Genomic DNA, 24314 nt, shown 5'->3' on the forward strand with positions numbered 1-24314 from the left:
CCGGTGCACGAGTACGCCGGCGCCGTCAGCGCGCGTGTTCGTGCCGATAATGCAGCGCGTACGCGAGCGTCAGCAGCACGGCGAACACGACGCCGACCACCATCGTCATCCGGAATTCGCGCGTGAACGCGGTGGTGAGCAGGATCGCCGCGACGAGCGCCGCGCCGAGCAGGCTGCCGAACGGGTGGCCCCACATCCGGAACGCGAGCACGGGGCCGCGATACCGCGCACGGAAGCGCAGGTGCGTGATGAAGATCATCAGCCACGTGAACAGCGCGCCGAACATCGCGATCGCCATCATCACCGTGAACGCGGTGTCGGGCGCGAGCGCGACCAGCACGGCCGCGACCGCGACGCCGCTGGTCGAGATCCACAGCGCCGCGCGCGGCACGCCGTTCGCGCCGAGCCGGCCGAACACCGCGGGCGCGAGCCGCGCGCGCGACAGGCTGAACATCATCCGCGTCGTCACGTAGAGCTGGCTGTTCATCGCCGACAGCGCCGCGACCAGCAGCACGAAGTTGATCACGCCGGCCGCGTACGGCACATGCGTCGCGGCCATCACCTTCACGAACGGGCTCTCGTCGGTACCGGCCGCCGTCCACGGCACGATCGCAAGCATCAGCGACAGCGTTAGCAGGTAGAACAGCACGAGCCGGAACACCGTCGAGCGGAACGCGCGCGTGACCGCGTGCTGCGGATCGCGCGCCTCGCCGGCTGCGATCGCGACGGCTTCGATGCTCATGTAGCTGAAGATCGCGACGATCACCGCGACCCAGGTGCCCCACGGCCCCTTCGGCATGAAGCCGCCGTGCGCGGTGTAGTTGGCGAAACCGATGCCCGATGCGGCCGGCGCCGACCAGACCAGATACGCGCCGAGCACGATGAACACGACGATCGCCGCGATCTTCAGCAGCGAGAACGCGTATTCGACCGTGCCGTACAGCGTGACGCTGGCGAGATTCACGGCGATCAGCAGCGCGGAGAAGCCGATCACCCAGTACCAGCCGGGTACGGCGGGGAACCAGTACTTCATGAACACGGCGATCGCGCTGATTTCGGTACCGATCGCGAATACGACCGCGAACCAGTACGCATAGCGCACCAGAAAGCCCGCGAGCGGGCCGACGTAGTGCTCGGCATACGCGCCGAACGAGCCGGCCGTCGGGTGCGCGACCGTCATTTCCGCGAGCGCGCCCATCAGCAGCAGCGCGATCAGCGCGCCGATCGCATAGGACACGAGCACGCTCGGGCCCGCGAGCCCGATCGCGAATCCGCTGCCGAGGAACAGCCCCGTGCCGATCGCGCCGCCGATCGCGATCATCGCCATCTGCCCCGACGTCAGCGCGTGGCGCAACCCTTGTTCGCGCGCGACGATATCGTCGAACGACCGTTGTTGTTGTGTCACTGCGTTACCACTCCCCTGCACCACCATCGCGCCGCCGGCGCCGGATAAAACGAAACGGCGCGGAGAACTTCCCGCGCCGTTCGCATGAACAACGAATTATCGCTTACTCGACTTCGACCGTCTCTTCGTTCGGCTTGTGCGGCGGATTCGCCAGCTTGTCGAACGACAACTGCACCTTGTCGTTTTCGTCGACGTCGACCGTCACGTGACCGCCGTTGAGGAGCTTGCCGAACAGCAGCTCGTCGGCCAGCGCGCGCCGGATCGTGTCCTGGATCAGCCGTTGCATCGGCCGCGCGCCCATCAGCGGGTCGAAGCCGTGCTTCGCGAGATGCTTGCGCAACGCGTCGGTGAAGAGCGCGTCGACCTTCTTCTCGTGCAGCTGTTCCTCGAGCTGGATCAGGAACTTGTCGACCACGCGCATGATGATTTCCTCATCGAGCGAGCGGAAGCTGATGATCGAATCCAGGCGGTTGCGGAACTCCGGCGTGAACAGGCGCTTGATGTCGGTCATCTCGTCGCCCGTTTCGCGGCGCGTCGTGAAGCCGATCGTCGCCTTCTGCATCGACTCGGCGCCCGCGTTCGTCGTCATGATGATGATGACGTTGCGGAAATCCGCCTTGCGGCCGTTGTTGTCCGTCAGCGTGCCGTGGTCCATCACCTGCAGCAGCACGTTGAAGATGTCCGGATGCGCCTTCTCGATTTCGTCGAGCAGCAGCACGCAATGCGGCTTCTTCGTGACGGCTTCGGTCAACAGGCCACCCTGGTCGAACCCGACGTAACCCGGCGGCGCGCCGATCAGGCGGCTCACCGCGTGACGCTCCATGTATTCCGACATGTCGAAACGGATCAGCTCGATGCCGAGCGTGAACGCGAGCTGGCGCGCCACTTCGGTCTTGCCGACGCCCGTCGGGCCGGAGAACAGGAACGCGCCGATCGGCTTGTCCATCTTGCCGAGCCCCGCGCGCGCCATCTTGATCGAGGCCGCGAGCGCGTCGATCGCCGGATCCTGGCCGAACACGACGCTCTTCAGGTCGCGGTCGAGCGTCTGCAGCTTGCTGCGATCGTCCTGCGACACGCTTTGCGCCGGCACGCGTGCGATCTTCGAGATGATTTCCTCGATCTCGCTCTTGCCGATCGTCTTCTTCTGCTTCGACTTCGGCAGGATGCGCTGCGCGGCGCCGGCCTCGTCGATCACGTCGATCGCCTTGTCCGGCAGGTGACGATCGGTGATGAAGCGCGCCGACAGTTCGGCCGCGGCCGACAGGGCACCCGACGAATACTTGACGCCGTGATGCTCCTCGAAGCGCGATTTCAGCCCGCGCAGGATCGCGACCGTCTGCTCGACGCTCGGCTCCGTCACGTCGACCTTCTGGAAGCGCCGCGACAGCGCCGCATCCTTCTCGAAGATGCCGCGATACTCGGTGAACGTCGTCGCGCCGATGCACTTGAGCGTGCCCGACGACAACGCCGGCTTCAGCAGGTTCGACGCATCGAGCGTGCCGCCCGACGCGGCGCCCGCGCCGATCAGCGTATGGATTTCGTCGATGAACAGGATCGCGTGCGGGCGCTCCTTCAGTTCCTTCAGCACCGTCTTCAGACGCTGCTCGAAATCGCCGCGGTACTTGGTGCCCGCGAGCAGCGCGCCCATGTCGAGCGAGTACACCTGCGCGTTCGCGAGGATGTCCGGCACTTCGCCGCGCGTGATGCGATACGCGAGCCCTTCGGCGATCGCGGTCTTGCCCACGCCGGCTTCGCCGACGAGCAGCGGATTGTTCTTGCGGCGACGGCACAGCACCTGCACGACGCGCTCGACTTCGGGCTCGCGCCCGATCAGCGGATCGATGCGGCCGTCCTTCGCCATCTGGTTCAGGTTCTGCGTGAACTGCGCGAGCGGCGTTTCCTTCTGCGCGTTCGCGTCTTCGCTTTCCGCGTTCGCGTCGGTCGACTTCGCGGCTTCGCCGTTGTTCGTCTTCGCGATGCCGTGCGAAATGAAGTTCACCACGTCGAGGCGCGTGACGCCCTGCTGCTGCAGGTAGTACACGGCGTGCGAATCCTTCTCGCCGAAGATCGCGACCAGCACGTTCGCGCCGGTGACTTCCTTCTTGCCGTTCGACGTCGACTGGACGTGCATGATCGCGCGCTGGATCACCCGCTGGAAACCGAGCGTCGGCTGGGTATCGACATCGTCGGTACCCGGGACGGTCGGTGTGTTGTCGTGGATGAAATTGCGCAGGTTCTGACGCAAGTCCTCGATGTTTGCCGCGCACGCGCGCAACACCTCGGCTGCCGTCGGATTATCCAGCAGGGCCAGCAGCAGGTGCTCGACCGTGATGAACTCATGGCGCGCCTGGCGTGCTTCCATGAACGCCATGTGCAGGCTGACTTCCAATTCCTGGGCAATCATGCTTCCTCCATCACGCACTGCAGCGGATGCCCGGCCTGCCGCGCATGGGTAACGACTTGCTCAACCTTGGTCGACGCGATGTCCCGCGTATAGACCCCACATACCCCTCGCCCTTCGCGATGGACCTTCAGCATGATCTGCGTGGCCGTCTCGCGATCCTTCTTGAAATACTCCTGGACCACCATCACGACGAATTCCATCGGCGTGAAGTCGTCGTTCAGCAGCACCACCTTGTACATCGAAGGCGGCTTGAGCTTCTGCTGCTTGCGTTCCAGGACGGTACTGTCCTGCTTGTCCGGGATAATCGCCATACACCCATTCTAAACAACTCGGACAGGCCCGCAATCCTGCCATAACCCGACCGACCGGCCGGCGCCCTCCCCGGTATCCCGGAACACGCTATCGTCTTCGTGCCATACGACAGCCGGCTGCGGTGCCGGCTTTCACGCGTGGCGCGGAACACGAACCGTCAGGGGGCAACTGCACCGGAGCGTCGTGTCCGCATCCAGTATCCCACAAGCCGGGACGACTCGAACGCGTGTCACTCGAGCCTGGTATATGAGCCGATTATGCGGCTTTTCAAGCCCCGACGCTCGGCGGCATGCTGCAAAGCAAAGCCGGAAAAACCCTGAAAATGGGTTCTTTACAACGACCCTCTAAACGTCTAAAAATTCCTCTTGACACTCCAATAAAGAGCGCCAACAATCAAGCTGGCACTTTTTTCAATTCGCCGGTTGGCGAAATGAATGAGGCCGAGGTGAGCTTGTGAGGGGGGAACGGCTGCATTTTCCGGTCGTTTAGCTTTTCGAGCGTGCTCGTGGTAAGTAGCAGCGACTGTGTGACAGGGGAAGTAGGAAATGGCAACTGGTATCGTTAAATGGTTCAACGACGCGAAGGGCTTCGGTTTCATCACTCCCGACGAGGGCGGTGAGGATCTGTTTGCGCACTTCTCGGCTATCACCATGAATGGCTTCAAGACGCTGAAGGAAGGCCAGAAGGTGAGCTTTGACGTCGTCCAAGGGCCGAAGGGCAAGCAAGCGTCGAACATCCAGGCCGTATAAGGCATCGGATATCTGACGAAGAAACCCGGCGCATTGCGCCGGGTTTCTTTTTTTTGGAGGCCGGCCATTCGATAATCGATTGGCCGGCCTTTTCGTTCAATCCCGATAATTGAACACACATTGTCTTGTCACACATGCAGATCGGATATCGATCCCGCACGTGAAACATATTCACGACTTCGTTACACGACCTTCAGCGTGCCCATCATGCCGAGATCCTCGTGTTCGAGAATGTGGCAATGAAACATGCGCTCTCCGGGCATGTCTTGCGTGACGAGAATCGACACGGCTTCACCGCTGCGCACGTTCACGGTATCGCGCCATGCGCGCAACGGTTCGGTCGTGCGCGCGCCGCCCGACGCGCGCTCGATCACCTGGAACTGCGTGCCGTGCAGGTGGAACGGGTGATCCATGTCGGTGCCGTTGCGGATCTCCCAGCGCTCGACGTCGCCGCGGCGGCTCGTCAGCGTTGCACGGTGCGCCGCATAGGTTTCGCCGTTGATCATGAAGCGCATGCCGGCCGGCCGGCCGTGCGCCGCGCCCTTCATCATCGCGTCCATGTCCATTTCCTCGCCGAACTCGACCGTCTTGCGCGCAACCGGTTCGCCCAGCGGCGGTACCGTGCGCAGCGTGGCCGGCAACGCGCGCGCGGCGGCGGGCGCGAACGCGACATCGGCCAGTGCCAGCGCCGGATCGGGCGGCAGGCTGCCGTGGCCGTCGTCGTGCGACATCGCCATCTTGCGGCGGTCGTATTCGGCCGCCTGCAGCACCGCGCGCGATGCGCGGTCGCCCGCGCGCACGAGCAGCTCCGCACGCTCGCCCGGCGCGATCAGCAACGACGTCACGCGGCGCGGCGCATCGAACAGCCCGCCGTCGGTACCCACGTGCTCGAACGCACGGCCGTCGTCGAACGCGACGCGCAGGTAGCGCGCGCTGCACGCGTTCCACACGCGCCAGCGCTCGTCGCCCGCGATGTCGATGCGCGGCCGGCGCGCGCCGTTGACCAGGACGAACTGACCTTCGCGGCCGTTCATCCAGTCCATCATGTCGTTCGGCGCAATCGTGCCATCGCGCGCAAGCTTCAGGTCCGACACGAACAGGTTGCGCTCGGGCCAGCCGGCGAGCGGATCGTCCGCGGCGCGCACGATGAACGGGCCGGCCAGCCCGCGAAATACCTGCTCGGCCGTCATCATGTGCGGATGCGGGTGGTACCAGTAAGTGCCGGCGCTGCCCTTCGGTAGCGTGAAACGGTACACGCGCGACGCGCCGGGTGCGACGGGATCGGACGGATTGCCGTCCTGGTCGGGCGGCACGGGCAGGCCGTGCCAGTGGATCGTCGACGGCTGCGGCAGCCGGTTCACGAACTTGATTTCGACCGTGTCGCCCTCGCGCACGTCGATCAGCGGGCCGACGACGGGGCCTTGCGCGCCCGCGCCGAACTGCCAGAACGTGGTCGGCCGCGTGCCGCGCAGCATCGGGCGCGCGACGGGTTGCGCGACCAGCGTCGCCCGGAACGTACCGGGCTCGCGGCTTTCGTTCGCGAGCGTGCGCAACGTCGCGAGCGGCGCGCCGGCCGGCAGCGCGTCGGCGGCCGCGAGCGCGGCCGGCGCGGGCTTGCCGTGCCCCGCATGGTCCGCCATCCCCGACATGGCCGGCATGTCGTCCATCGAATCCATGCCGGCCATGCCCGCATGACCGGCATGCTGCGCCCACGCGGTGCGCGCGAACAGCGACGCGGCTGCGACGCCGATGGCGCGCGACAGGAAGGTTCTCCGTCTCATCAATCGATCCTCGTTATCCATGCAGCGTCGCACGACCGCCACGACGCACGCGCCGGCCGGCCGGACCGCCGGTGCGCGACGCGAAACCTGATGCCCGCGTCATCATAACCGCTGGCTCCGCTCGAACGGCGCCGCCCCGGCCGGGCGGCGATACGCCGCAGCGCTGCTGCTTACGGCCCTTCGGCAGCGATCGCCCCTGCCCTGAACCATGCCCGCCGCCGCATCCAGCCGCCCGTTTCGCCCCTACCGTCGGCCACCCGGTCGGCGCGTGTCGCGCCACCCCTCCACGAAACCGCCAATTTTTCACGATGCGGAACAAGTCCCTGCGTTGTAAAAATTCGTGGTGCAGGGCACAAATTTCTCGTTTCGCGATGCCAAAAAACGTTCCGCAATACGGAACATGGAAAATAATCCGTTGTTTTTAAACATGAATTTTTGTTTCGAGAAGCCGTTCTAGTTGCACCATCCAACCGGGTCGCGGACGTAGACTTTGTTCCATGCACTGACGCTTCGCCACGACGTTCGATACGGAACCCGGCGCAAGCAGCCAGTCGGGCCACAGCCGGCCGAGCCGGCAGGCGGCACACCAGAATCGCTTGTGATCAGAAAGGGAGAACGGAAATGAAGGGATTTCGCTTTGGTTCAGCGCTCGGGTCGTTCTACATCCTGCCGGGTAACGGCGGCTGGGAAGCGACGTTCGGCAACGCCCTGCTCGGCGCATTCTCGTGCCCCGAAGTCGCGGCCGACCACATCTCCCGCGGCGACTGCGAACACCTGTCCGAACTGGACACGGCCACGCTCGAGGTGCCGCACGAAATCGCCGAATGGGAAATCGTTCACGTCTGAATGGCAAGCCTGCAACGAAAAACGCCCCGGGCGACCGGGGCGTTTTCATTGGATGTCGGACGGCGAACGGCTAACCGCGCCGCGTCGACATACGCATCGGCTCGCGCGATCGCGCGGCCCGCGTCAGACGACTGCGTCGACGATGCCGTTCAGCGTCGCGCTCGGGCGCATCGCCTGGCTCGTCAGGTCGACGTTCGGACGGTAGTAGCCGCCGATCGCCTGCGCCTTGCCTTGCGCGGCCGCCAGTTCTTCCAGGATGCGCGCTTCGTTGTCGGACAACGACTTCGCCACGCCTTCGAACTGCGCCTTCAGCGCGGCGTCCTCGGTCTGCTCGGCCAGCGCCTGCGCCCAGTACAGGCACAGGTAGAAGTGGCTGCCGCGGTTGTCGAGGCCGCCGACCTTGCGCGCCGGCGACTTGTTCTCGTCCAGGAACTTGCCGGTCGCCTGGTCGAGCGTCTTCGCGAGCACGACCGCCTTCGGGTTCTGGTATGCGTTGCCGAGGTGTTCGAGCGACGCGGCCAGCGCGAGGAATTCGCCGAGCGAATCCCAGCGCAGGAAGCCTTCCTCGACGAACTGCTGCACGTGCTTCGGTGCCGAGCCGCCGGCGCCCGTTTCGAACATCCCGCCGCCGGCCATCAGCGGCACGATCGACAGCATCTTCGCGCTGGTGCCGAGCTCCATGATCGGGAACAGGTCGGTCAGGTAGTCGCGCAGCACGTTGCCGGTGACCGAGATCGTGTCCTTGCCCGCACGGATGCGCTCGAGCGAGAAACGCGTCGCGTCGACCGGCGTCATGATGCGGATGTCGAGACCGTTCGTGTCGTGATCCTTCAGGTAGCGTTCGACCTTCGCGATGATCTGCGCATCGTGCGCGCGCGCCGGATCGAGCCAGAACACGGCCGGTGCGCCGGTCGCACGCGCGCGGTTCACCGCGAGCTTGACCCAGTCCTGCACCGGTGCATCCTTGGTCTGGCACATGCGCCAGATGTCGCCCGACTCGACCGCGTGCTCGAGCAGCACGTTGCCGGCTTCGTCGGTGACGCGCACGACGCCGTCCGCCGGGATCTGGAACGTCTTGTCGTGCGAACCGTATTCTTCGGCCGCCTGCGCCATCAGGCCGACGTTCGGCACGCTGCCCATCGTGACCGGATCGAATGCGCCGTGCTGCTTGCAGTCCTCGATCACGGCCTGGTAGACGCCTGCGTAGCAGCGGTCCGGAATCACGGCCTTCGCGTCGTACAGCGCGCCGTCCGGGCCCCACATGCCGCCCGAATCGCGGATCATCGCCGGCATCGACGCGTCGACGATCACGTCGCTCGGCACGTGCAGGTTCGTGATGCCCTTGTCCGAGTTGACCATCGCGAGGCGCGGGCGCACCGCGTATTCGGCCTTCACGTCGGCTTCGATCGCTTCGCGCGTGTCGGCCGGCAGGTCCTTCAGGCGCGCGTACAGGTCGCCGATCCCGTTGTTCGGGTTGAAGCCGACCTGCGCCAGCACGTCCGCGTGCTTCGCGAGCGCGTCGCGATAGAACACCGACACGAAGTGACCGAACAGGATCGGGTCCGAGACCTTCATCATGGTCGCCTTCAGGTGCACCGAGAACAGCACGTCCTGCGCCTTCGCGTCGGCGATCTGCGCGTCGATGAAGCTGCGCAGCGCATTGCGGCTCATCACCGATGCGTCGATCACTTCACCGGCCTTCACGGCCGTCTTTTCCTTCAGCACCTTCTTCGCGCCGTCGGTCGTCGTGAGCTCGATCTTCACGCTGCCGGCCTCGGCGATCAGCGCCGACTTCTCGCTGCCGTAGAAGTCGCCTTCGCTCATGTGCGCGACGTGGGCCTTCGACGTCGCCTTCCATGCGCCCATCTTGTGCGGATGCTTGCGTGCATAGTTCTTGACCGACAGCGGCGCACGGCGGTCGGAGTTGCCTTCGCGCAGCACCGGGTTCACCGCGCTGCCCTTGATCTTGTCGTAGCGCGCCTTGACCGCCTTCTCTTCGTCCGTCGACGGGTCTTCCGGGTAGGCCGGCAGCTTGTAGCCCTGCGCCTGCAGTTCGGCGATCGCGGCCTTCAGCTGCGGCACCGATGCGCTGATGTTCGGCAGCTTGATGATGTTCGCTTCCGGCTTCAGCGTGAGCTGGCCCAGCTCGGCCAGATCGTCGGAACCCTTCTGCTCGGGCGGCAGGATGTCCGCGAAGGCCGCGATGATGCGGCCGGCGAGCGAGATGTCGCGCGTTTCGACGGCGACGCCGGACGAGCGCGTGAAGGCCTTGACGATCGGCAGCAGCGAATAGGTCGCGAGCGCGGGCGCTTCGTCGGTGAGGGTGTAGATGATCTTGGGCGAAGTGGACATGGTCGATGCGTTGCTACGTGAAATGGGACTGAGGAGCGCCGGCGGGTAACCGGCGGGGAGCGACCAGGTCGGTCGCGAAAGGGGCGCCGGGTTCAGCCGGGCGATGGTGTTGCGAGGGCCGTCATGTTCTACCTTGCAGGGCCTCCGGGCCGCTTCGCGGCGCCGCGGCCCGCATGCCGGACCGCCCTGCCAACAAACCTGCCATCCACGAAACGCTCCGGCGCCGGCAGTCAGCACCGGAGCGGCCGGCATGCGCCGGCCCACCCCGGAAGGGGTCTTACATGTTCTCGATCAGCACTTCGCCGAAGCCGGAGCACGACACCTGCGTCGCCCCTTCCATCAGGCGCGCGAAGTCGTACGTGACGCGCTTCTGCAGGATCGACTTCTCCATCGCGGCGATGATCGTGTCGGCCGCTTCCGTCCAGCCGAGGTGGCGCAGCATCATTTCCGCCGACAGGATCTCGGAACCGGGGTTCACGTAATCCTTGCCCGCGTACTTCGGCGCCGTGCCGTGCGTCGCCTCGAACATCGCGACCGAATCCGACAGGTTCGCGCCCGGCGCGATCCCGATGCCGCCGACCTGCGCGGCCAGTGCGTCGGAGATGTAGTCGCCGTTCAGGTTCAGCGTCGCGATCACGTCGTATTCGGCCGGGCGCAGCAGGATCTGCTGCAGGAACGCGTCGGCGATCGAATCCTTGATCACGATCTCGTTGCCCGTCTTCGGGTTCTTCACGCGCATCCACGGGCCGCCGTCGATCAGCTCGCCGCCGAATTCCTTCTGGGCCAGCGCGTAACCGGCGTCACGGAACAGGCCTTCCGTGAACTTCATGATGTTGCCCTTGTGCACCAGCGTGACCGACTTGCGATCGTTGTCGATCGCGTACTGGATCGCCTTGCGCACGAGACGCTCGGTGCCTTCCGTCGACACGGGCTTGACGCCGATCCCCGAGGTTTCCGGGAAGCGGATCTTCTTCACGCCCATCTCGTCCTGCAGGAACTTGATGACCTTCTTCGCCTGCTCGGAACCCGCGGCCCATTCGATGCCCGCGTAGATGTCTTCCGAGTTCTCGCGGAAGATCACCATGTCGATCTTCTGCGGCTCGCGCACCGGCGACGGCACGCCCTTGAAGTACTGGACCGGGCGCAGGCACACGTACAGGTCGAGTTCCTGGCGCAGCGCGACGTTCAGCGAACGAATGCCGCCGCCGACCGGGGTCGTGAGCGGCCCCTTGATCGACACCACGTATTCCTTCAGCACCTGCAGCGTCTCGTCCGGCAGCCACACGTCCGGACCGTACACCTTCGTCGCCTTCTCGCCCGCGAAGATCTCCATCCAGTGGATCTTGCGCTTGCCCTTGTAGGCATGCGCGACCGCCGCGTCGACGACCTTGATCATGACCGGCGTGATATCGAAGCCCGTACCGTCGCCTTCGATATAGGGAATGATCGGCTGATCGGAAACGTTGAGCGAGAAGTCCTTGTTGACGGTGATCTTGTCACCGCCTTCCGGAACCTTGATGTGCTGATACGGCATGATCGACTCCAGTGACGTGGCTGAGCAGGTGATGCTGGTCGAAGCTGCGCGCGCGGCGGGGGCGCGGCATGGCCACCCCGTGACGGGCAACAGCGAGCCGCTATTCTAGCGCCCCAACCGGGCACTTCGGCATGAACCGCGGCACTGCGTATCAAGACCTCACTTATGTCTTATATAAGACAGAGGACTTGCCGTTCCGTATTATGCATTAAGATTCCGCCATTTGCCATAGACCGCCCGCCTCCGCGTCCCGCGGCGCGCCGGGCGGGCGCCCCGCCATGAACCTGATCGCCCTCAACAAGCCGTTCGGCACGATTTGCCAGTTTTCCGCGCACGAGACGCGCCCGTCGCTCGGCGACTGGGTAAAAACGCCCGGCGTGTATGCGGCCGGCCGGCTGGACGCGGACAGCGAAGGCTTGCTGCTGCTCACCGACGACGGCGCGCTGCAGGCGCGCATCGCGGAGCCGCGCCACAAGCTCGTGAAACGCTACTGGGCGCAGGTCGAGGGCGCGCCCGGCCCGGCCGACCTGAAGGCGCTCGCGCGCGGCGTCGACCTCGGCGACTACGTGACGCGGCCGTGCCGCGCCGAATTCATCGAGCCGCCCGACACGCTGTGGCCGCGCACGCCGCCGATCCGCTATCGCGCCGCGATCCCGACCACGTGGATCGAACTCGCGATCACCGAGGGCAAGAACCGGCAGGTGCGCCGGATGACCGCGGCCGTCGGCTTCCCGACGTTGCGCCTGGTGCGTGTCGGCATCGGCGCGCTGGACATATTTGCGCTCGGCATTGCGCCGGGCGAAACAATCGCACTGCCGCCGCGCGCGCCATGGGACGGTTTCGCGCCCGCCGGATGACGAATTCGGGAGGCGCGCATTTTTCGTCATCTTTTTCGTCAACCGCCCGCGAAGATCGCGCGTTAAACCACGCAGATGCCAACCTTAGCTATCCGGCATTGGCAGCCGAACCCGTGTTTGCGTCACGAAAGCGACGTTTTTCTCGAATACGATTCGGCGCCCGCAGCGCAATGAGAAATTTCTCGAAGCGTCTGTCAACCGAAAGGTGGATGGCACCGTTAGACGACATGACTCCTATTGCCGGGTCATTTGGTTAATTAACTAAAGCTGAGGAACACAACATGAACAAACTGATCGCCGCTCTGGTCGCTGGCCTCTTCGCAACGGCTGCTTTCGCACAAGCTTCGGCTCCGGAAGCTGCTCCGGCAGCAGCAGAAGCTGCTTCGGCACCGGCTAAGCACGCTGCCAAGAAGCACCACGCTGCCAAGAAGCACCACAAGGCATCGAAGAAGGCTGCAGCAAGCGACGCAGCAGCACCGGCAGCTGCTTCGAACTAAGTAAGCAAGCTGTAATAACGCAGTCAAGAACACGCAGTCTTGCCGTTCTTACGGCGTTGAAAGGCAGATCACCGCAAGGCGATCTGCCTTTTTCTTTTTTGTGCCCGCCGGCGCGCATCGCGTACCATGCGGGTCTCGTTTTCCAGACAGGAGCCATGCTGTGCAATTCTCCCTGCGCTCGTCGCTCGGCCGCCTAGCGCGCGCCGCCGTCTTTCCCGCCGCGCTCGCCGTCCTCGCGCTCGGCATGCAGGCCGCCGCCGCGCAGGTGCCGCCCGGCGCCAAGCAGCCGAGCGAGTTCCCGCGCGTGAAGCTGCGCGCCGGCATGTACGTGATCGACGCGGCCGTCGCCGCGAACGACGCCGACCGCGAACAGGGGCTGATGTACCGTTCGCAGCTCGCGCCCAACGAAGGCATGCTGTTCGTCTTCAACGAGAACGCCGTGCACTGCTTCTGGATGAAGAACACGCTGATCCCGCTGTCGATCGCGTTCATCCGCGCGGACGGCACGATCACCGACATCGACGAGATGCGGGCGGAGACGACCGACAATCACTGCCCGCGCAACAACGGCGTCTACGCGCTCGAAATGGGCAAGGGCTGGTTCGCGGCCAAGGGCATCAAGCCCGGCATGAAGCTCGACGGCCTGCCGAAGGCCCAGTAACGGTCTTTTCCGCGGCGGCGCGCCGCGCACCGACCGAAGCCGGCCGCCCGCTGCGCGCCGGTTTTTTTTCGCCTGCCGGCGGCAACGCCCCGCTTGATTCCGCCGCTGCTGGCCGCATCTGCAAAAGCCACGCGCAAGCGCTATGCTTGAAGTCTCGCTTGTTCCAGCCCGGGCCGGCCCAGTCGGCCCGCTTAAGATCCGAACCACCAGGAGGTTCACGTGCCCCGCAAAACCCCCATCGAGCGCTATCGCAATATCGGGATCAGCGCTCACATCGATGCCGGCAAGACCACGACGACCGAGCGCATCCTGTTTTACACCGGCGTGAGCCACAAGATCGGTGAAGTGCACGACGGCGCGGCCACGATGGACTGGATGGAGCAGGAGCAGGAACGCGGCATCACGATCACGTCGGCGGCGACCACGGCCTTCTGGAAGGGCATGGCCGGCAACTATCCGGAACACCGCATCAACATCATCGACACGCCCGGGCACGTCGACTTCACGATCGAAGTCGAGCGCTCGATGCGCGTGCTCGACGGCGCGTGCATGGTCTACGACTCGGTCGGCGGCGTGCAGCCGCAGTCCGAAACCGTATGGCGCCAGGCGAACAAGTACAAGGTGCCGCGCATCGCGTTCGTCAACAAGATGGACCGCATCGGCGCCGACTTCTTCCGCGTGCAGAAGCAGATCGGCGAGCGCCTGAAGGGTGTCGCCGTGCCGATCCAGATTCCGATCGGCGCCGAAGATCATTTCCAGGGCGTCGTCGATCTCGTGAAGATGAAGGCGATCGTGTGGGACGACGAAAGCCAGGGCGTGAAGTTCTCGTACGAGGAGATCCCCGCGAACCTCGTCGAGCTCGCGCACGAATGGCGCGAGAAGATGGTCGAGGCGGCGGCCGAAGCGAGCGAGGAATTGCTCGAGAAGTACCTGCACGACCACGAGTCGCTGACCGAGGACGAGATCAAGGCCGCGTTGCGCAAGCGCACGATCGCGAACGAGATCGTGCCGATGCTGTGCGGCAGCGCGTTCAAGAACAAGGGCGTGCAGGCCATGCTCGACGCGGTGATCGACTACCTGCCGTCGCCGGTCGACGTGCCCGCGATTCTCGGCCACGACTTTGCCGATCCGGAAAAACCGGCGGAACGTCATCCGAGCGATGACGAGCCGTTCTCGTCGCTCGCGTTCAAGATCATGACCGACCCGTTCGTCGGCCAGCTGATCTTCTTCCGCGTGTATTCGGGCGTCGTCGAGTCGGGCGACACGGTGCTCAACGCGACGAAGGACAAGAAGGAACGGCTCGGCCGGATCCTGCAGATGCACGCGAACGAGCGCAAGGAAATCAAGGAAGTGCGCGCGGGCGACATCGCGGCGGCCGTCGGGCTGAAGGAAGCGACGACGGGCGACACGCTGTGCGATCCGGCCAAGCCGATCATCCTCGAGAAGATGGAATTCCCCGAGCCGGTGATCTCGCAGGCCGTCGAGCCGAAGACGAAGGCCGACCAGGAAAAGATGGGCCTCGCGCTGAACCGTCTCGCGCAGGAAGATCCTTCGTTCCGCGTGCAGACCGACGAAGAGTCCGGCCAGACGATCATCTCGGGGATGGGCGAGCTCCACCTCGAAATCCTGGTCGACCGGATGAAGCGCGAATTCGGCGTCGAAGCGACGGTCGGCAAGCCGCAGGTCGCGTATCGCGAGACGGTGCGCACGACGGCCGCCGACGTCGAGGGCAAGTTCGTCAAGCAGTCGGGCGGCCGCGGCCAGTACGGCCATGCGGTGATCACGCTGGAGCCGAACCCGGGCAAGGGCTACGAGTTCCTCGACGAGATCAAGGGCGGCGTGATTCCGCGCGAGTTCATCCCGGCCGTCGACAAGGGCATCACCGAAACGCTGAAGAGCGGCGTGCTCGCGGGCTACCCGGTCGTCGACGTGAAGGTGCACCTGACGTTCGGCTCGTACCACGACGTCGACTCGAACGAAAACGCGTTCCGGATGGCCGGCTCGATGGCGTTCAAGGAAGCGATGCGCAAGGCGAAGCCCGTGCTGCTCGAGCCGATGATGGCCGTCGAAGTCGAGACGCCCGAGGAATTCATGGGCAACGTGATGGGCGACCTGTCGAGCCGTCGCGGCATCGTGCAGGGGATGGAAGACATCGCGGGCGGCGGCGGCAAGCTCGTGCGCGCCGAAGTGCCGCTCGCGGAGATGTTCGGCTATTCGACGTCGCTGCGTTCGGCCACGCAGGGCCGCGCGACCTACACGATGGAGTTCAAGCAGTACGCGGAAACGCCGGCCAACGTGTCGGAAGGCGTGATCAGCGCGAAAACGAAGTAAGCGCCGGGCGCGCGCGCCCCGTCGCATGCACGCAAGGCCCGTCCGGTTCCGGACGGGCTTTTTTTTCATCCGGCGCGCGCGGGGTTCGCGGCTTTTTGATCGGCACGCCAGGCATTTTTTTCGCGTGCCACAATGGATGGCGAATTGTCAGATGGAACCCGCCCGATGCCGCCCACCCCTGCCCTGCGCCGCCTGCTGATCCTTTATGCCGGCCTGATCACCGCGAACGTCGCGGTCTGGCTGTGGGCGCTCGCGGTGCTGCGCGACCATCCGCTGCTGCTCGGCACCGCGGCAATCGCGTACGGGCTCGGGCTGCGTCACGCGGTCGACGCCGATCACATCGCCGCGATCGACGTCGCGACGCGCAAGCTGATGCAGGATGGCCAGCGTCCGGTGAGCGTCGGTTTGTTCTTCTCGCTCGGCCATTCGACCATCGTGATCGCCGCGACGCTCGGCATCGCGCTGACCGCGTTCGCGCTGCGCGACCGGTTCGATGCGTTCCGTGAAATCGGCGGCACGATCGGCACGGCCGTATCGGCCACCTTCCTGCTCGTGCTCGCGTGCGTGAACCTGCTGATCCTGCGCGACGTCTGGCGACGCTATCGCGGCGCATCCGGTCACGCGCACGACGATGCGCATGTACACCGCCCCGCCGGGCTCGTCTCGCGGCTGCTGCGCCCGCTGTTCCGGTTCGTGTCGAAGAGCTGGCACATGTATCCGGTCGGCGTGCTGTTCGGGCTCGGTTTCGATACTGCAACCGAAATCGGCCTGCTCGCGATCGCCGCCGCGCAGGCGAGCCAGGGGCTGCCGGTCTACACGGTCATGCTGTTTCCCGCGCTGTTCACCGCCGGCATGACGCTGATCGACTCGACCGACAATGTGCTGATGATTCAGGCATACGGCTGGGCGATGGACGATCCGCAGCGCAAGCTGCTCTACAACGCGAGCATCACGTTCGTGTCGGCGGCCGTTGCACTGGCGATCGGCGGGATCGAGGCGGCCGGACTCCTGGCCGACAAGCTGTCGCTGACGGGCCCCGTGCGCGATACGCTCGATGCGCTCGGCGATCGCTTCGGCTCGATCGGCTACGGCATCATCGCGCTGTTCCTCGTCTGCTGGATCGCGTCGATCCTGTTCCATCGCTGGCAGCGCGCAGCCGACGCGCCCGCACGCTGAGCCGCCCGCGAACGCTCAGACGTTTCAATCCGGAAACAAAACTCCCCCACGACGTTGCATGCGCCCGTCGCGTGCCCGCGTGCGCGTTGCGCGACGGGCACAAGCGGCCGATGGCACGAATCTCGCAGAGAGGGATTCGCACGGCGGGCCCGCGTGCCGATCCGCGTTCGCGGCTGGCGTCAAGCGTCGGCCCGAACGCAATCGGCCGCCGACCGGACAACGAATCCTTGCTGGCCCCCTGCACCACACGTAGATAGTCGCGCGGCAACGAGGCATCGCGCGCATGGGGAGGCCATGATGCATAAGACGAAACAACCGTCCCGCCCGGCGGGACGGCGCCCTCGTGCAACCTTGCTGGCCGCAGCCGCGTTGGCGTGCTGCTGCTCGTATGCCGTCGCACAAACCACCACGCCCGACTCCGGGCCCGACGCGAGCGCCAGCGCGGACACCATCATGACGCTGGTCGCGGACGCTTCGTCATGCGCCGCCAATCCGGCCGCGTGTGCGGGGCAGGTTCATGCCGGTCATGGGATCGGCGGCGGTAAAGGTGCCGGCCCGAGTGGCAGCGGCGGCGGCAGTCCTGGGCCGGGTAACGGCAATGGCGGCGGCAGCGGTGCAAATAACGGGAACGGCGCCGTCGGGCCTGCCGGTGTCGGTGGAGCGACAGGCGGCACATCCGGCGGTACGAGCGGCACGGGTCGCGGAGGCAACGCGTCCGGTAACGGTGGTTCAGGTGGCGGTACTTCGGGCAGCGGTACTTCGGGCAGCGGTACTTCGGGTGGCGGCACTTCGGGTGGCGGCACTTCGGGTGGCGGTACTTCGGGTGGCGGTACTTCGGGCGGCGGTACTTCGGGTGGCGGTACTTCGGGTGGCGGTACTTCGGGCGGCGGCACCTCGGGTGGCGGTACTTCGGGTGGCGGTACTTCGGGTGGCGGTACTTCGGGTGGCGGTACTTCGGGTGGCGGTACTTCGGGTGGCGGTACTTCGGGTGGCGGTACTTCGGGCGGCGGTACTTCGGGTGGCGGTACTTCCGGAAGCGGAGGCCATGGCGGACACGGAGGTGGAGGCGACGGAGACGGTGGTGGTCACGGCAATGGTGGCGGCCATGGCGACGGTGGCGGCCACGGTGACGGCGGTGGTCACGGTGACGGCGGTGGTCACGGCGACGGTGGCGGCCACGGCGACGGTGGCGGCCACGGCGACGGTGGCGGCCACGGTGACGGCGGTGGTCACGGCGACGGTGGCGGCCACGGTAACGGCGGTGGTCACGGCAACGGTGGCGGCCATGGCGATGGCGGTGGTCACGGCGATGGTGGTGGCCACGGCAATGGCAATGGCAATGGCAATGGCAATGGCAATGGCAATGGCAACGGCAGTGGCGGCTCAGGCAACGGCAATGGTGCCGGCGGCAATGGCGGCCATGGCAGTGGCAGCGGCAATGGCGGTTCGGGCAACGGCAACGGTGGCCACGGTAACGGCGGCGGCAACGGCAACGGCAATGGCGGCGCCGGCAACGGCAATGGCGCTGGCGGTAACGGCGGCCATGGCAGTGGCAGCGGCAATGGCGGTTCGGGCAACGGCAACGGTGGCCACGGTAACGGCGGCGGCAATGGCAATGGCAACGGCAGTGGCGGCGCTGGCAATGGTGGTGCCAACGGCGTTGGCAACGGCAATGGCGCTGGCGCTGGCGGTAACGGCGGCCATGGCAGCGGCGGCGGTTCGGGCAACGGCGGCGGCAACGGCAATGGGGCCGGCAGCAACGGTGGCCAAGGCAACGGCAATGGTGGCCACGGTAACGGCGGCGGCAATGGCAACGGTAACGGCAGTGGTGGGGCCGGCAATGGCGGCGCCAACGGTGTCGGCAATGGCCACGGTACCGGCAACGGCAATGGCGGCGGTCACGGCAACGGCGGATCGTCCGGCGGCAACCACTGACCGGAAGCGTTACCCGGCCGGGTGCCGTCAGAGCATCTCGAGCGCGCGCTTGCTGCGAGGCGGTCGGAAGTACGCGTCAAGCTGCGCGCGCTCGTCCTCGCTCAATTCGAGATCGAGCGCGGCGCGATTGTCGCGCACGTGCTCGATCCTCGACGCCTTCGGGATCGCGAATACGCCCGGCTGCGCGAGCACCCAAGCCAGCGCGACGCGCATCACCGATACGCCGCGCAGCCGCGCGATCTCGTCGAGCGGCGAACGCTTCGGCAACCGTCCGTGGTCGACCGGGCTGTATGTCATCGCCGGGATCCGGTGGTCGGCGAGCCACGGCAGCAGGTCGAATTCCGGGCCGCGCCGCGCGATGTTGTAGAGGATCTGGTTGGTCGCGCAGGCGCCGCCGCCCGCCCCGCCGATGAGTTCCTCCATATCGGCCGTATCGAAGTTGCTCACGCCCCAGTGACGAATCTTGCCCGCGCGCCGCAGCGTCTCGAAACCCTCGACCGTCTCCTCGAGCGGCACCGAGCCGCGCCAGTGCAGCAGGTACAAGTCGAGGCGATCGGTGCGCAATCGCTTGAGGCTCGCGTCGCACGCGGCGACGACGCCGCGCCGGCTCGCATGATGCGGATAGACCTTGCTGACGAGAAAGACGTCGTCGCGCAGGCCCGCGAGCGCCTCGCCGACGAGTGCCTCGGTCGCGCCGTCGCCGTACATCTCGGCCGTATCGACCAGCGTCATCCCGAGTTCGACACCTTCACGCAGCGCGGCGATCTCGTCCGCCCGGCGGGCCGGCCGCTCGCCCATTTCCCAGGTGCCCTGGCCGAGCTTCGGAATCGTCTCGCCGTCCGGCAGGACGACCGTGGCGATCGTGTCTGTCATGCGTTCCTCGTTGCGGATTCGTGGCCGCGCACCGCGGCCGAAGCATGGAATACGACGTGTCAGTGTAGTCAATCGGCGCGGCGTCGGCCTATTGCACGGCAAAAACCGGCTATAACGGTGCCGCATGATGACTTAGAATGGCCGCAACCTGATCGATACCCATTCCATGAAGGCACCCACGGACGACCGGTGGCAAGACCTGCGCCCCGACCCCGACAACGACACGCCGCTGTACCTGCAGCTCGCCCGCAAGCTCGGCGATGCGATCCACGACAACCGCTGGACGGCCGGCGAGGCCCTGCCTTCGGAGCGCGTGCTGTCCGATGCGCTCGGCGTATCGCGCATCACCGCGCGCAAGGCGATCGCGCTGCTCGTCGAGCAGGGCTTGATCCGCCGCACGCAGGGCGCGGGCAACTTCATCCAGCCGCGCTACGAGGATCCGCTGTCGCGACTGTCGAGCTTCAGCGAAATGCTCGAGCGCCGCGGCTTCAAGCCGAGCTCGCAATGGCTCGCGCGCGAAATCCAGCCGGCGAACCGCGACGAAGTGATCCAGCTCGGACTGTCGCCGGCCGCATCGGTGACACGCCTGAAACGCCTGCGTCTCGCCGACGGCATCGTGATGGCCGTCGAGAACTCGACGTTCCCCGCCACGCTGATTCCCGATCCGCAGGCGATCGCCGGCTCGCTGTACAGCTATCTCGAAGCGCGCGGCACGCCGATCGTGCGCGCGCTGCAGCATTTCCGCGCGGTCAACGCGACCGACGAGATCGCCGAACAGATGGGCATCGCGCCGCACGACGCGCTGCTGCTGATCACGCGGATCGGCTATACGTCGGACCAGCGCGCCATCGAACTGACCGACACCTACTGCCGCAACGACTACTACGACTTCGTCGTCGAACTGCGCAAGTAACGCCGGCCGCGCAGCCGGCATCTACAGCCAGCGCGCATCGTCGGTGCCGGGCGGCACGGGCGGCCGCGCGAACGCCGGCGGCGTGGCCGACAACCGCTCGGCCGGGCGCACGGTGTCGAGCATGCCGAACGGCGACGCGACGCGATCGATCCGGTCGCGCACGTCGGCAGCCGCGAGATCGGGCGCATGCAGGCCGTCCTGCACATTGCCGAACGACTGCAGCCAGCGCCCCGTCTGCGCGAGCGACATCCGCACGTGCCAGCTTCCCCCTTCGCACGATCGCCGCGCGAGCGCGATCATCGCGCCGAACGCCGCGAGATAGCCGGTCGCATGATCGAGCGCCTGGCACGGCAGAGGGCGCGGCGCATCCGCATGGGCGGCCTGCTGCTCCCGCCATGCGATCCCGCTCGCCGACTGCACGAGACTGTCGAAGCCGCGCCGCCCCGCCCACGGCCCCGCATGCCCGTATGCCGAGATCGACACGCACACGATGCCGGGCCGCCGCTGCGCCAGCGCCTGCGGCGCGAAACCGCGGGCGGCGAGCGAGCCGGGCCGGTACGACTGCAGGAACACGTCCGCGTCGCGCACGAGCGCGTGCAGCGTCTCGACACCCGCCGTATCGCGCAGGTCGATCCATGTCGAACGTTTGCCGCGCCCGTTGTCGATCACGAGCGGCGCGATGTTCGGCAGGTGCGGCCCGTTGACGAGCAGCGTCTGCGCGCCGTGCGACGCGAGCGTGCGGCCCGCGACCGGGCCCGCGATGATGCGCGTGAGATCGAGCACGCGCACGCCCGCGAGCGGCGGCCCGGCTTCGCCGCGGCCGATCGGTTCGAGCGGCGCATCGCCGATCCGCTCGATGTCGAACAACGGCAGCGACGCGATCGCGCGCGCCTGCTCGTGCGCCGCCCATTCGTCAGGGGTTCTGATCAATGCCGCGCACAGGCCGGCCTCGGCCAGCGCGGTGTCGAGCGCCGCGCCGTCCCATCTGCGGATCGCCGCGGCGACGTCGGCGCGCTGCGCGCCGCAACCGAGTACGGCGAGGATCCCGCGCAGGTGATGCGGGAAGTTCGCATGCAGCTGGATCCAGCGCCCGTCGCCCGTCTCGAAGAAGCCCGTCACCGGATGACGCAACTCCGGCGGCGGGCCGTCGTCCACACGCAGGTAGCGTTCGCTGCGGAACGCGACCAGCGCATCGCGCACCGACACGTCGACGGATTGCGCGACGCCCGTGCGAAGCCGGTGACATTCGGCCGCCGCGAGCCCGGTTGCCGCGATCGTCGCTGCCGCGAGCGTGCCGACATGAAACGTCGACGGCAACGTCGGGTCCCGCCCCGTCACGGTCACGCGGGCGAGCGCGTCGCGATCGCCGTGTGCGCTTTGCCACAGATGCGTCAATGCGAGTTCCGGCGTCATGGTGAAGGGGCGATGGAGGACACGGAATCGAGTCTAGAATTCGCTCCCGGCGCAATCAATCCCGATCGCGCGAATCGATGCGCGGGCGCGCTTCAGGAGGCCGGCAAGCGCGATCGGCGCCAGATCCGTCCGCGGCGCCGGGTACCTCCGCCATCCGCCGCGTTCGCGCAAGCGCCCCGCGCACGCTACATCGGCAGCGACGCGGCCGCGTGGCGCCGGCCGTCCCGCCACGCGACGAGCGGCCGCCACCACGCATGCACAACACGCGCGGCCGGTGCCGCGTGCGGCCCGAACGCGAACGTCGCGCCGCGTGGCCCCGCGCTGACCCATACGCGCACGCCGGGCTCGAACGTCAGCGAATCGCCGGCGCGCAGCCAGTGGTCGTCGAGCCGGCCCTCGACGGTCACCCACACGTCGCCGTCCGCCACCTGCAGTGCGGTGCGATCGACGATCCGCCACCGTGCGGCCGGCTCGTCGCCGTCGATCACGTAAAGTCGCAGTTCGCGCATGGCAGCCTCCTGGTCGCACGGTTTCGATGGCACCAGTATTTCGGACAGTGACAGCACGCGGACAGATACGGCTGCAGACACTTTTAGCTGAACTGTACTGGTCGAGCGACGAGGACGGCATCCGACCGCCGGATTTCGCGTCACGCCGGGTGCCGAACCTGCACGGCCCATCGGGTTTCCCTACAATGTCGGGTGTCCCGCGCCACCGCCCCGCTCCCATGTTCCAGCGCCCGCCTGCCGCCGCCCCCGGCGAAAAAAATCTCACCGTGATGCTCTGGCTCGTTGCGACGGGCTTCTTCATGCAGACCCTCGATTCGACGATCGTCAACACGGCGCTGCCGTCGATGGCCGCGAGCCTCGGGGAATCGCCGCTGCGGATGCAGTCGGTCGTGATCGCGTACTCGCTGACGATGGCGGTGATGATCCCCGTGTCGGGCTGGCTCGCCGATACCTTCGGCACGCGACGCGTGTTCTTCAGCGCGATCCTGGTGTTCTCGCTCGGTTCGCTGCTGTGCGCGAATGCGCATACGCTCTCGCAGCTCGTCGCGTTCCGCGTCGTGCAGGGAGTCGGCGGCGCGATGCTGTTGCCGGTCGAGCGGCTCGCGGTGCTGCGCACCTTTCCGGCCGAGCGTTATCTGCCCGCGCTGTCGTTCGTCGCGATCCCGGGCCTGATCGGCCCGCTGATCGGACCGACCCTCGGCGGCTGGCTCGTGAAGATCGCGTCGTGGCACTGGATCTTCCTGATCAACGTGCCGGTCGGCGTCGCGGGCTGCATCGCGACCTTCTACTCGATGCCCGATTCACGCAACCCGGCCGTCGGCCGCTTCGACCTGAAGGGCTATCTGCTGCTGACGATCGGCATGGTCGCGATCTCGCTGTCGCTCGACGGGCTCGCCGATCTCGGCATGCAGCACGCCGCCGTGCTGGTGCTGCTGATCCTGAGCCTCGCGTGCTTCGTCGCGTACGGGCTGTACGCGGTGCGTGCGCCGCAACCGATCTTCTCGCTCGACCTGTTCCGGATCCACACGTTCAGCGTCGGGCTGCTCGGCAACCTGTTCGCGCGGATCGGCAGCGGCACGATGCCGTACCTGATCCCGCTGCTGCTGCAGGTGAGCCTCGGCTACTCGGCGTTCGAGGCGGGGCTGATGATGCTGCCGGTCGCGGCGGCCGGGATGTTCTCCAAGCGGATCATCACGCGGCTGATCACGCAGCACGGCTACCGCAAGGTGCTGCTCGCGAACACGATCATGGTCGGCGTGATGATGGCAAGCTTCGCGCTGATGCGCGACTCGGTGCCGGTGTGGGTGAAGGTCGTGCATCTCGCGCTGTTCGGCGGCTTCAACTCGATGCAGTTCACCGCGATGAACACGCTGACGCTGAAGGATCTCGGCACGGGCGGCGCGAGCAGCGGCAACAGCCTGTTCTCGCTCGTGCAGATGCTGTCGATGAGCCTCGGCGTGACGGTCGCCGGCGCGCTGCTCGCGACGTTCACGGGCATGCTGCGCACCGTGACGCCGAGCAATACGCTGCCGGCGTTCCACGCGACCTTCATCTGCGTCGGGATCATCACGGCCGCGTCGGCGTGGATCTTCGCGCAGCTCGCCCCCGAGATCCGCAGCACCGCGCGCAAGACCGACCCGTCCGAGCGCGCGTGACGCGCGGTGCGCCGTTTCGGGGGCCGCGCCGCCGCCGCGCGCACCAGGACGGTGCAGACCGCCCCCGGCAACGCACGCGCCGATGCGCCCCGTCCCGGCCGCGACGGGCGG

Annotated in this window: 21 protein-coding genes; 10 read left to right on the top strand and 11 right to left on the bottom strand. The window is 66.5% G+C overall.

Annotation, left to right across the window (positions count from 1 at the left end):
• Positions 1 to 25 precede the first annotated feature (25 nt).
• The 3 genes from AC1VVG_RS13425 to clpS all read right to left on the bottom strand — a co-directional run bounded on the left by AC1VVG_RS13425 (position 26) and on the right by clpS (position 4120).
• Positions 26 to 1405 carry an amino acid permease gene (locus AC1VVG_RS13425; RefSeq protein WP_034186341.1) on the bottom strand — a complete coding sequence of 460 codons (1380 nt, stop codon included), beginning with the start codon at positions 1403 to 1405 and terminating at the stop codon, positions 26 to 28.
• Positions 1406 to 1508: 103 nt separating this feature from the next.
• Positions 1509 to 3809: an ATP-dependent Clp protease ATP-binding subunit ClpA gene (clpA, locus tag AC1VVG_RS13430; protein WP_034186321.1), complete on the bottom strand. Its 2301-nt coding sequence runs from the start codon at positions 3807 to 3809 to the stop codon at positions 1509 to 1511.
• Positions 3806 to 4120, bottom strand: coding sequence for an ATP-dependent Clp protease adapter ClpS (gene clpS, locus AC1VVG_RS13435; RefSeq protein ID WP_006398529.1), 315 nt, complete (start codon positions 4118 to 4120; stop codon positions 3806 to 3808). Before clpS ends, clpA begins: the two co-directional genes overlap by 4 nt.
• 290 nt (positions 4121 to 4410) lie before the next feature.
• On the opposite strand from clpS, the gene AC1VVG_RS13440 reads away from it, so the two are divergent.
• Together AC1VVG_RS13440 and AC1VVG_RS13445 are read left to right on the top strand one after the other, a co-directional pair.
• Positions 4411 to 4578: a hypothetical protein gene (locus tag AC1VVG_RS13440; RefSeq protein ID WP_154233702.1), complete on the top strand. Its 168-nt coding sequence runs from the start codon at positions 4411 to 4413 to the stop codon at positions 4576 to 4578.
• 88 nt (positions 4579 to 4666) lie between these two features.
• Positions 4667 to 4870, top strand: a complete 204-nt coding sequence (locus AC1VVG_RS13445) for a cold-shock protein (RefSeq protein WP_006488945.1) — start codon at positions 4667 to 4669, stop codon at positions 4868 to 4870.
• A 182-nt stretch (positions 4871 to 5052) separates the two neighbouring features.
• Here the strand turns inward: AC1VVG_RS13445 and AC1VVG_RS13450 are convergent, their stop codons facing one another.
• Positions 5053 to 6651, bottom strand: coding sequence for a multicopper oxidase family protein (locus AC1VVG_RS13450; RefSeq protein WP_482835746.1), 1599 nt, complete (start codon positions 6649 to 6651; stop codon positions 5053 to 5055).
• Between the two features lie 621 nt (positions 6652 to 7272).
• Between AC1VVG_RS13450 and AC1VVG_RS13455 the strand changes: the two genes are divergently transcribed.
• A complete protein-coding gene (locus tag AC1VVG_RS13455) occupies positions 7273 to 7497 on the top strand; it encodes a hypothetical protein (RefSeq protein ID WP_034186323.1) in 225 nt (74 codons plus the stop codon).
• 123 nt (positions 7498 to 7620) lie between these two features.
• On the opposite strand, the gene AC1VVG_RS13460 is transcribed toward AC1VVG_RS13455, so the two are convergent.
• Together AC1VVG_RS13460 and icd are read right to left on the bottom strand one after the other, a co-directional pair.
• Positions 7621 to 9849: an NADP-dependent isocitrate dehydrogenase gene (locus tag AC1VVG_RS13460; RefSeq protein ID WP_034186324.1), complete on the bottom strand. Its 2229-nt coding sequence runs from the start codon at positions 9847 to 9849 to the stop codon at positions 7621 to 7623.
• A gap of 277 nt (positions 9850 to 10126) precedes the next feature.
• Positions 10127 to 11383: an NADP-dependent isocitrate dehydrogenase gene (gene icd, locus AC1VVG_RS13465; RefSeq protein WP_006478026.1), complete on the bottom strand. Its 1257-nt coding sequence runs from the start codon at positions 11381 to 11383 to the stop codon at positions 10127 to 10129.
• A gap of 278 nt (positions 11384 to 11661) precedes the next feature.
• Between icd and AC1VVG_RS13470 the strand changes: the two genes are divergently transcribed.
• From AC1VVG_RS13470 to AC1VVG_RS13490, 5 genes are all read left to right on the top strand, one after another.
• A complete protein-coding gene (locus AC1VVG_RS13470; RefSeq protein ID WP_034186325.1) occupies positions 11662 to 12240 on the top strand; it encodes a pseudouridine synthase in 579 nt (192 codons plus the stop codon).
• Positions 12241 to 12521: 281 nt separating this feature from the next.
• Positions 12522 to 12737, top strand: coding sequence for a hypothetical protein (locus AC1VVG_RS13475; protein WP_011352970.1), 216 nt, complete (start codon positions 12522 to 12524; stop codon positions 12735 to 12737).
• Positions 12738 to 12897: 160 nt separating this feature from the next.
• A complete protein-coding gene (locus tag AC1VVG_RS13480) occupies positions 12898 to 13398 on the top strand; it encodes a DUF192 domain-containing protein (RefSeq protein ID WP_034186326.1) in 501 nt (166 codons plus the stop codon).
• A gap of 219 nt (positions 13399 to 13617) precedes the next feature.
• Entirely contained in the window at positions 13618 to 15729 is a 2112-nt protein-coding gene (gene fusA, locus AC1VVG_RS13485) for an elongation factor G (RefSeq protein WP_034186327.1), read from the top strand.
• 165 nt (positions 15730 to 15894) lie between these two features.
• The gene (locus AC1VVG_RS13490) at positions 15895 to 16905 is read left to right on the top strand and encodes a HoxN/HupN/NixA family nickel/cobalt transporter (protein ID WP_034186328.1); all 1011 of its coding nucleotides are present in this window, start codon (positions 15895 to 15897) and stop codon (positions 16903 to 16905) included.
• A 729-nt stretch (positions 16906 to 17634) separates the two neighbouring features.
• Here the strand turns inward: AC1VVG_RS13490 and AC1VVG_RS13495 are convergent.
• The 3 genes from AC1VVG_RS13495 to AC1VVG_RS13505 form a co-directional block, all read right to left on the bottom strand.
• Positions 17635 to 18192, bottom strand: a complete 558-nt coding sequence (locus tag AC1VVG_RS13495; RefSeq protein WP_482835747.1) for a hypothetical protein — start codon at positions 18190 to 18192, stop codon at positions 17635 to 17637.
• A gap of 96 nt (positions 18193 to 18288) precedes the next feature.
• The gene (locus AC1VVG_RS13500) at positions 18289 to 18807 is read right to left on the bottom strand and encodes a hypothetical protein (RefSeq protein ID WP_482835748.1); all 519 of its coding nucleotides are present in this window, start codon (positions 18805 to 18807) and stop codon (positions 18289 to 18291) included.
• Positions 18808 to 18867: 60 nt separating this feature from the next.
• Entirely contained in the window at positions 18868 to 19713 is an 846-nt protein-coding gene (locus tag AC1VVG_RS13505; protein WP_482835749.1) for an aldo/keto reductase, read from the bottom strand.
• A 166-nt stretch (positions 19714 to 19879) separates the two neighbouring features.
• Between AC1VVG_RS13505 and AC1VVG_RS13510 the strand changes: the two genes are divergently transcribed.
• Positions 19880 to 20626, top strand: a complete 747-nt coding sequence (locus AC1VVG_RS13510; protein WP_034191129.1) for a GntR family transcriptional regulator — start codon at positions 19880 to 19882, stop codon at positions 20624 to 20626.
• Between the two features lie 21 nt (positions 20627 to 20647).
• Here AC1VVG_RS13510 and AC1VVG_RS13515 read toward each other — a convergent pair whose 3' ends face one another.
• Positions 20648 to 22039 carry a CoA transferase gene (locus AC1VVG_RS13515; protein ID WP_034191130.1) on the bottom strand — a complete coding sequence of 464 codons (1392 nt, stop codon included), beginning with the start codon at positions 22037 to 22039 and terminating at the stop codon, positions 20648 to 20650.
• 185 nt (positions 22040 to 22224) lie between these two features.
• Positions 22225 to 22548, bottom strand: coding sequence for a DUF2917 domain-containing protein (locus tag AC1VVG_RS13520; protein WP_034191131.1), 324 nt, complete (start codon positions 22546 to 22548; stop codon positions 22225 to 22227).
• A gap of 218 nt (positions 22549 to 22766) precedes the next feature.
• Here AC1VVG_RS13520 and mdtD point away from each other — a divergent pair, with 218 nt between their 5' ends.
• A complete protein-coding gene (gene mdtD / locus AC1VVG_RS13525; protein ID WP_482835750.1) occupies positions 22767 to 24203 on the top strand; it encodes a multidrug transporter subunit MdtD in 1437 nt (478 codons plus the stop codon).
• Positions 24204 to 24314 lie beyond the last annotated feature (111 nt).

The sequence above is a fragment of the Burkholderia sp. L-4 genome (assembly GCF_056856535.1).

Coding starts and splice junctions, on each gene's coding strand:
- clpA (WP_034186321.1), bottom strand. CDS start 3,809: ATGATTGCCCAGGAATTGGAAGTCAGCCTGCACATGGCGTTCATGGAA.
- clpS (WP_006398529.1), bottom strand. CDS start 4,120: ATGGCGATTATCCCGGACAAGCAGGACAGTACCGTCCTGGAACGCAAG.
- AC1VVG_RS13440 (WP_154233702.1), top strand. CDS start 4,411: ATGCTGCAAAGCAAAGCCGGAAAAACCCTGAAAATGGGTTCTTTACAA.
- AC1VVG_RS13445 (WP_006488945.1), top strand. CDS start 4,667: ATGGCAACTGGTATCGTTAAATGGTTCAACGACGCGAAGGGCTTCGGT.
- AC1VVG_RS13450 (WP_482835746.1), bottom strand. CDS start 6,651: ATGAGACGGAGAACCTTCCTGTCGCGCGCCATCGGCGTCGCAGCCGCG.
- AC1VVG_RS13455 (WP_034186323.1), top strand. CDS start 7,273: ATGAAGGGATTTCGCTTTGGTTCAGCGCTCGGGTCGTTCTACATCCTG.
- AC1VVG_RS13460 (WP_034186324.1), bottom strand. CDS start 9,849: ATGTCCACTTCGCCCAAGATCATCTACACCCTCACCGACGAAGCGCCC.
- icd (WP_006478026.1), bottom strand. CDS start 11,383: ATGCCGTATCAGCACATCAAGGTTCCGGAAGGCGGTGACAAGATCACC.
- AC1VVG_RS13470 (WP_034186325.1), top strand. CDS start 11,662: ATGAACCTGATCGCCCTCAACAAGCCGTTCGGCACGATTTGCCAGTTT.
- AC1VVG_RS13475 (WP_011352970.1), top strand. CDS start 12,522: ATGAACAAACTGATCGCCGCTCTGGTCGCTGGCCTCTTCGCAACGGCT.
- AC1VVG_RS13490 (WP_034186328.1), top strand. CDS start 15,895: ATGCCGCCCACCCCTGCCCTGCGCCGCCTGCTGATCCTTTATGCCGGC.
- AC1VVG_RS13495 (WP_482835747.1), bottom strand. CDS start 18,192: ATGGCCGCCACCGTTGCCGTGACCACCGCCGTTACCGTGGCCGCCACC.
- AC1VVG_RS13505 (WP_482835749.1), bottom strand. CDS start 19,713: ATGACAGACACGATCGCCACGGTCGTCCTGCCGGACGGCGAGACGATT.
- AC1VVG_RS13510 (WP_034191129.1), top strand. CDS start 19,880: ATGAAGGCACCCACGGACGACCGGTGGCAAGACCTGCGCCCCGACCCC.
- AC1VVG_RS13515 (WP_034191130.1), bottom strand. CDS start 22,039: ATGACGCCGGAACTCGCATTGACGCATCTGTGGCAAAGCGCACACGGC.
- AC1VVG_RS13520 (WP_034191131.1), bottom strand. CDS start 22,548: ATGCGCGAACTGCGACTTTACGTGATCGACGGCGACGAGCCGGCCGCA.
- mdtD (WP_482835750.1), top strand. CDS start 22,767: ATGTTCCAGCGCCCGCCTGCCGCCGCCCCCGGCGAAAAAAATCTCACC.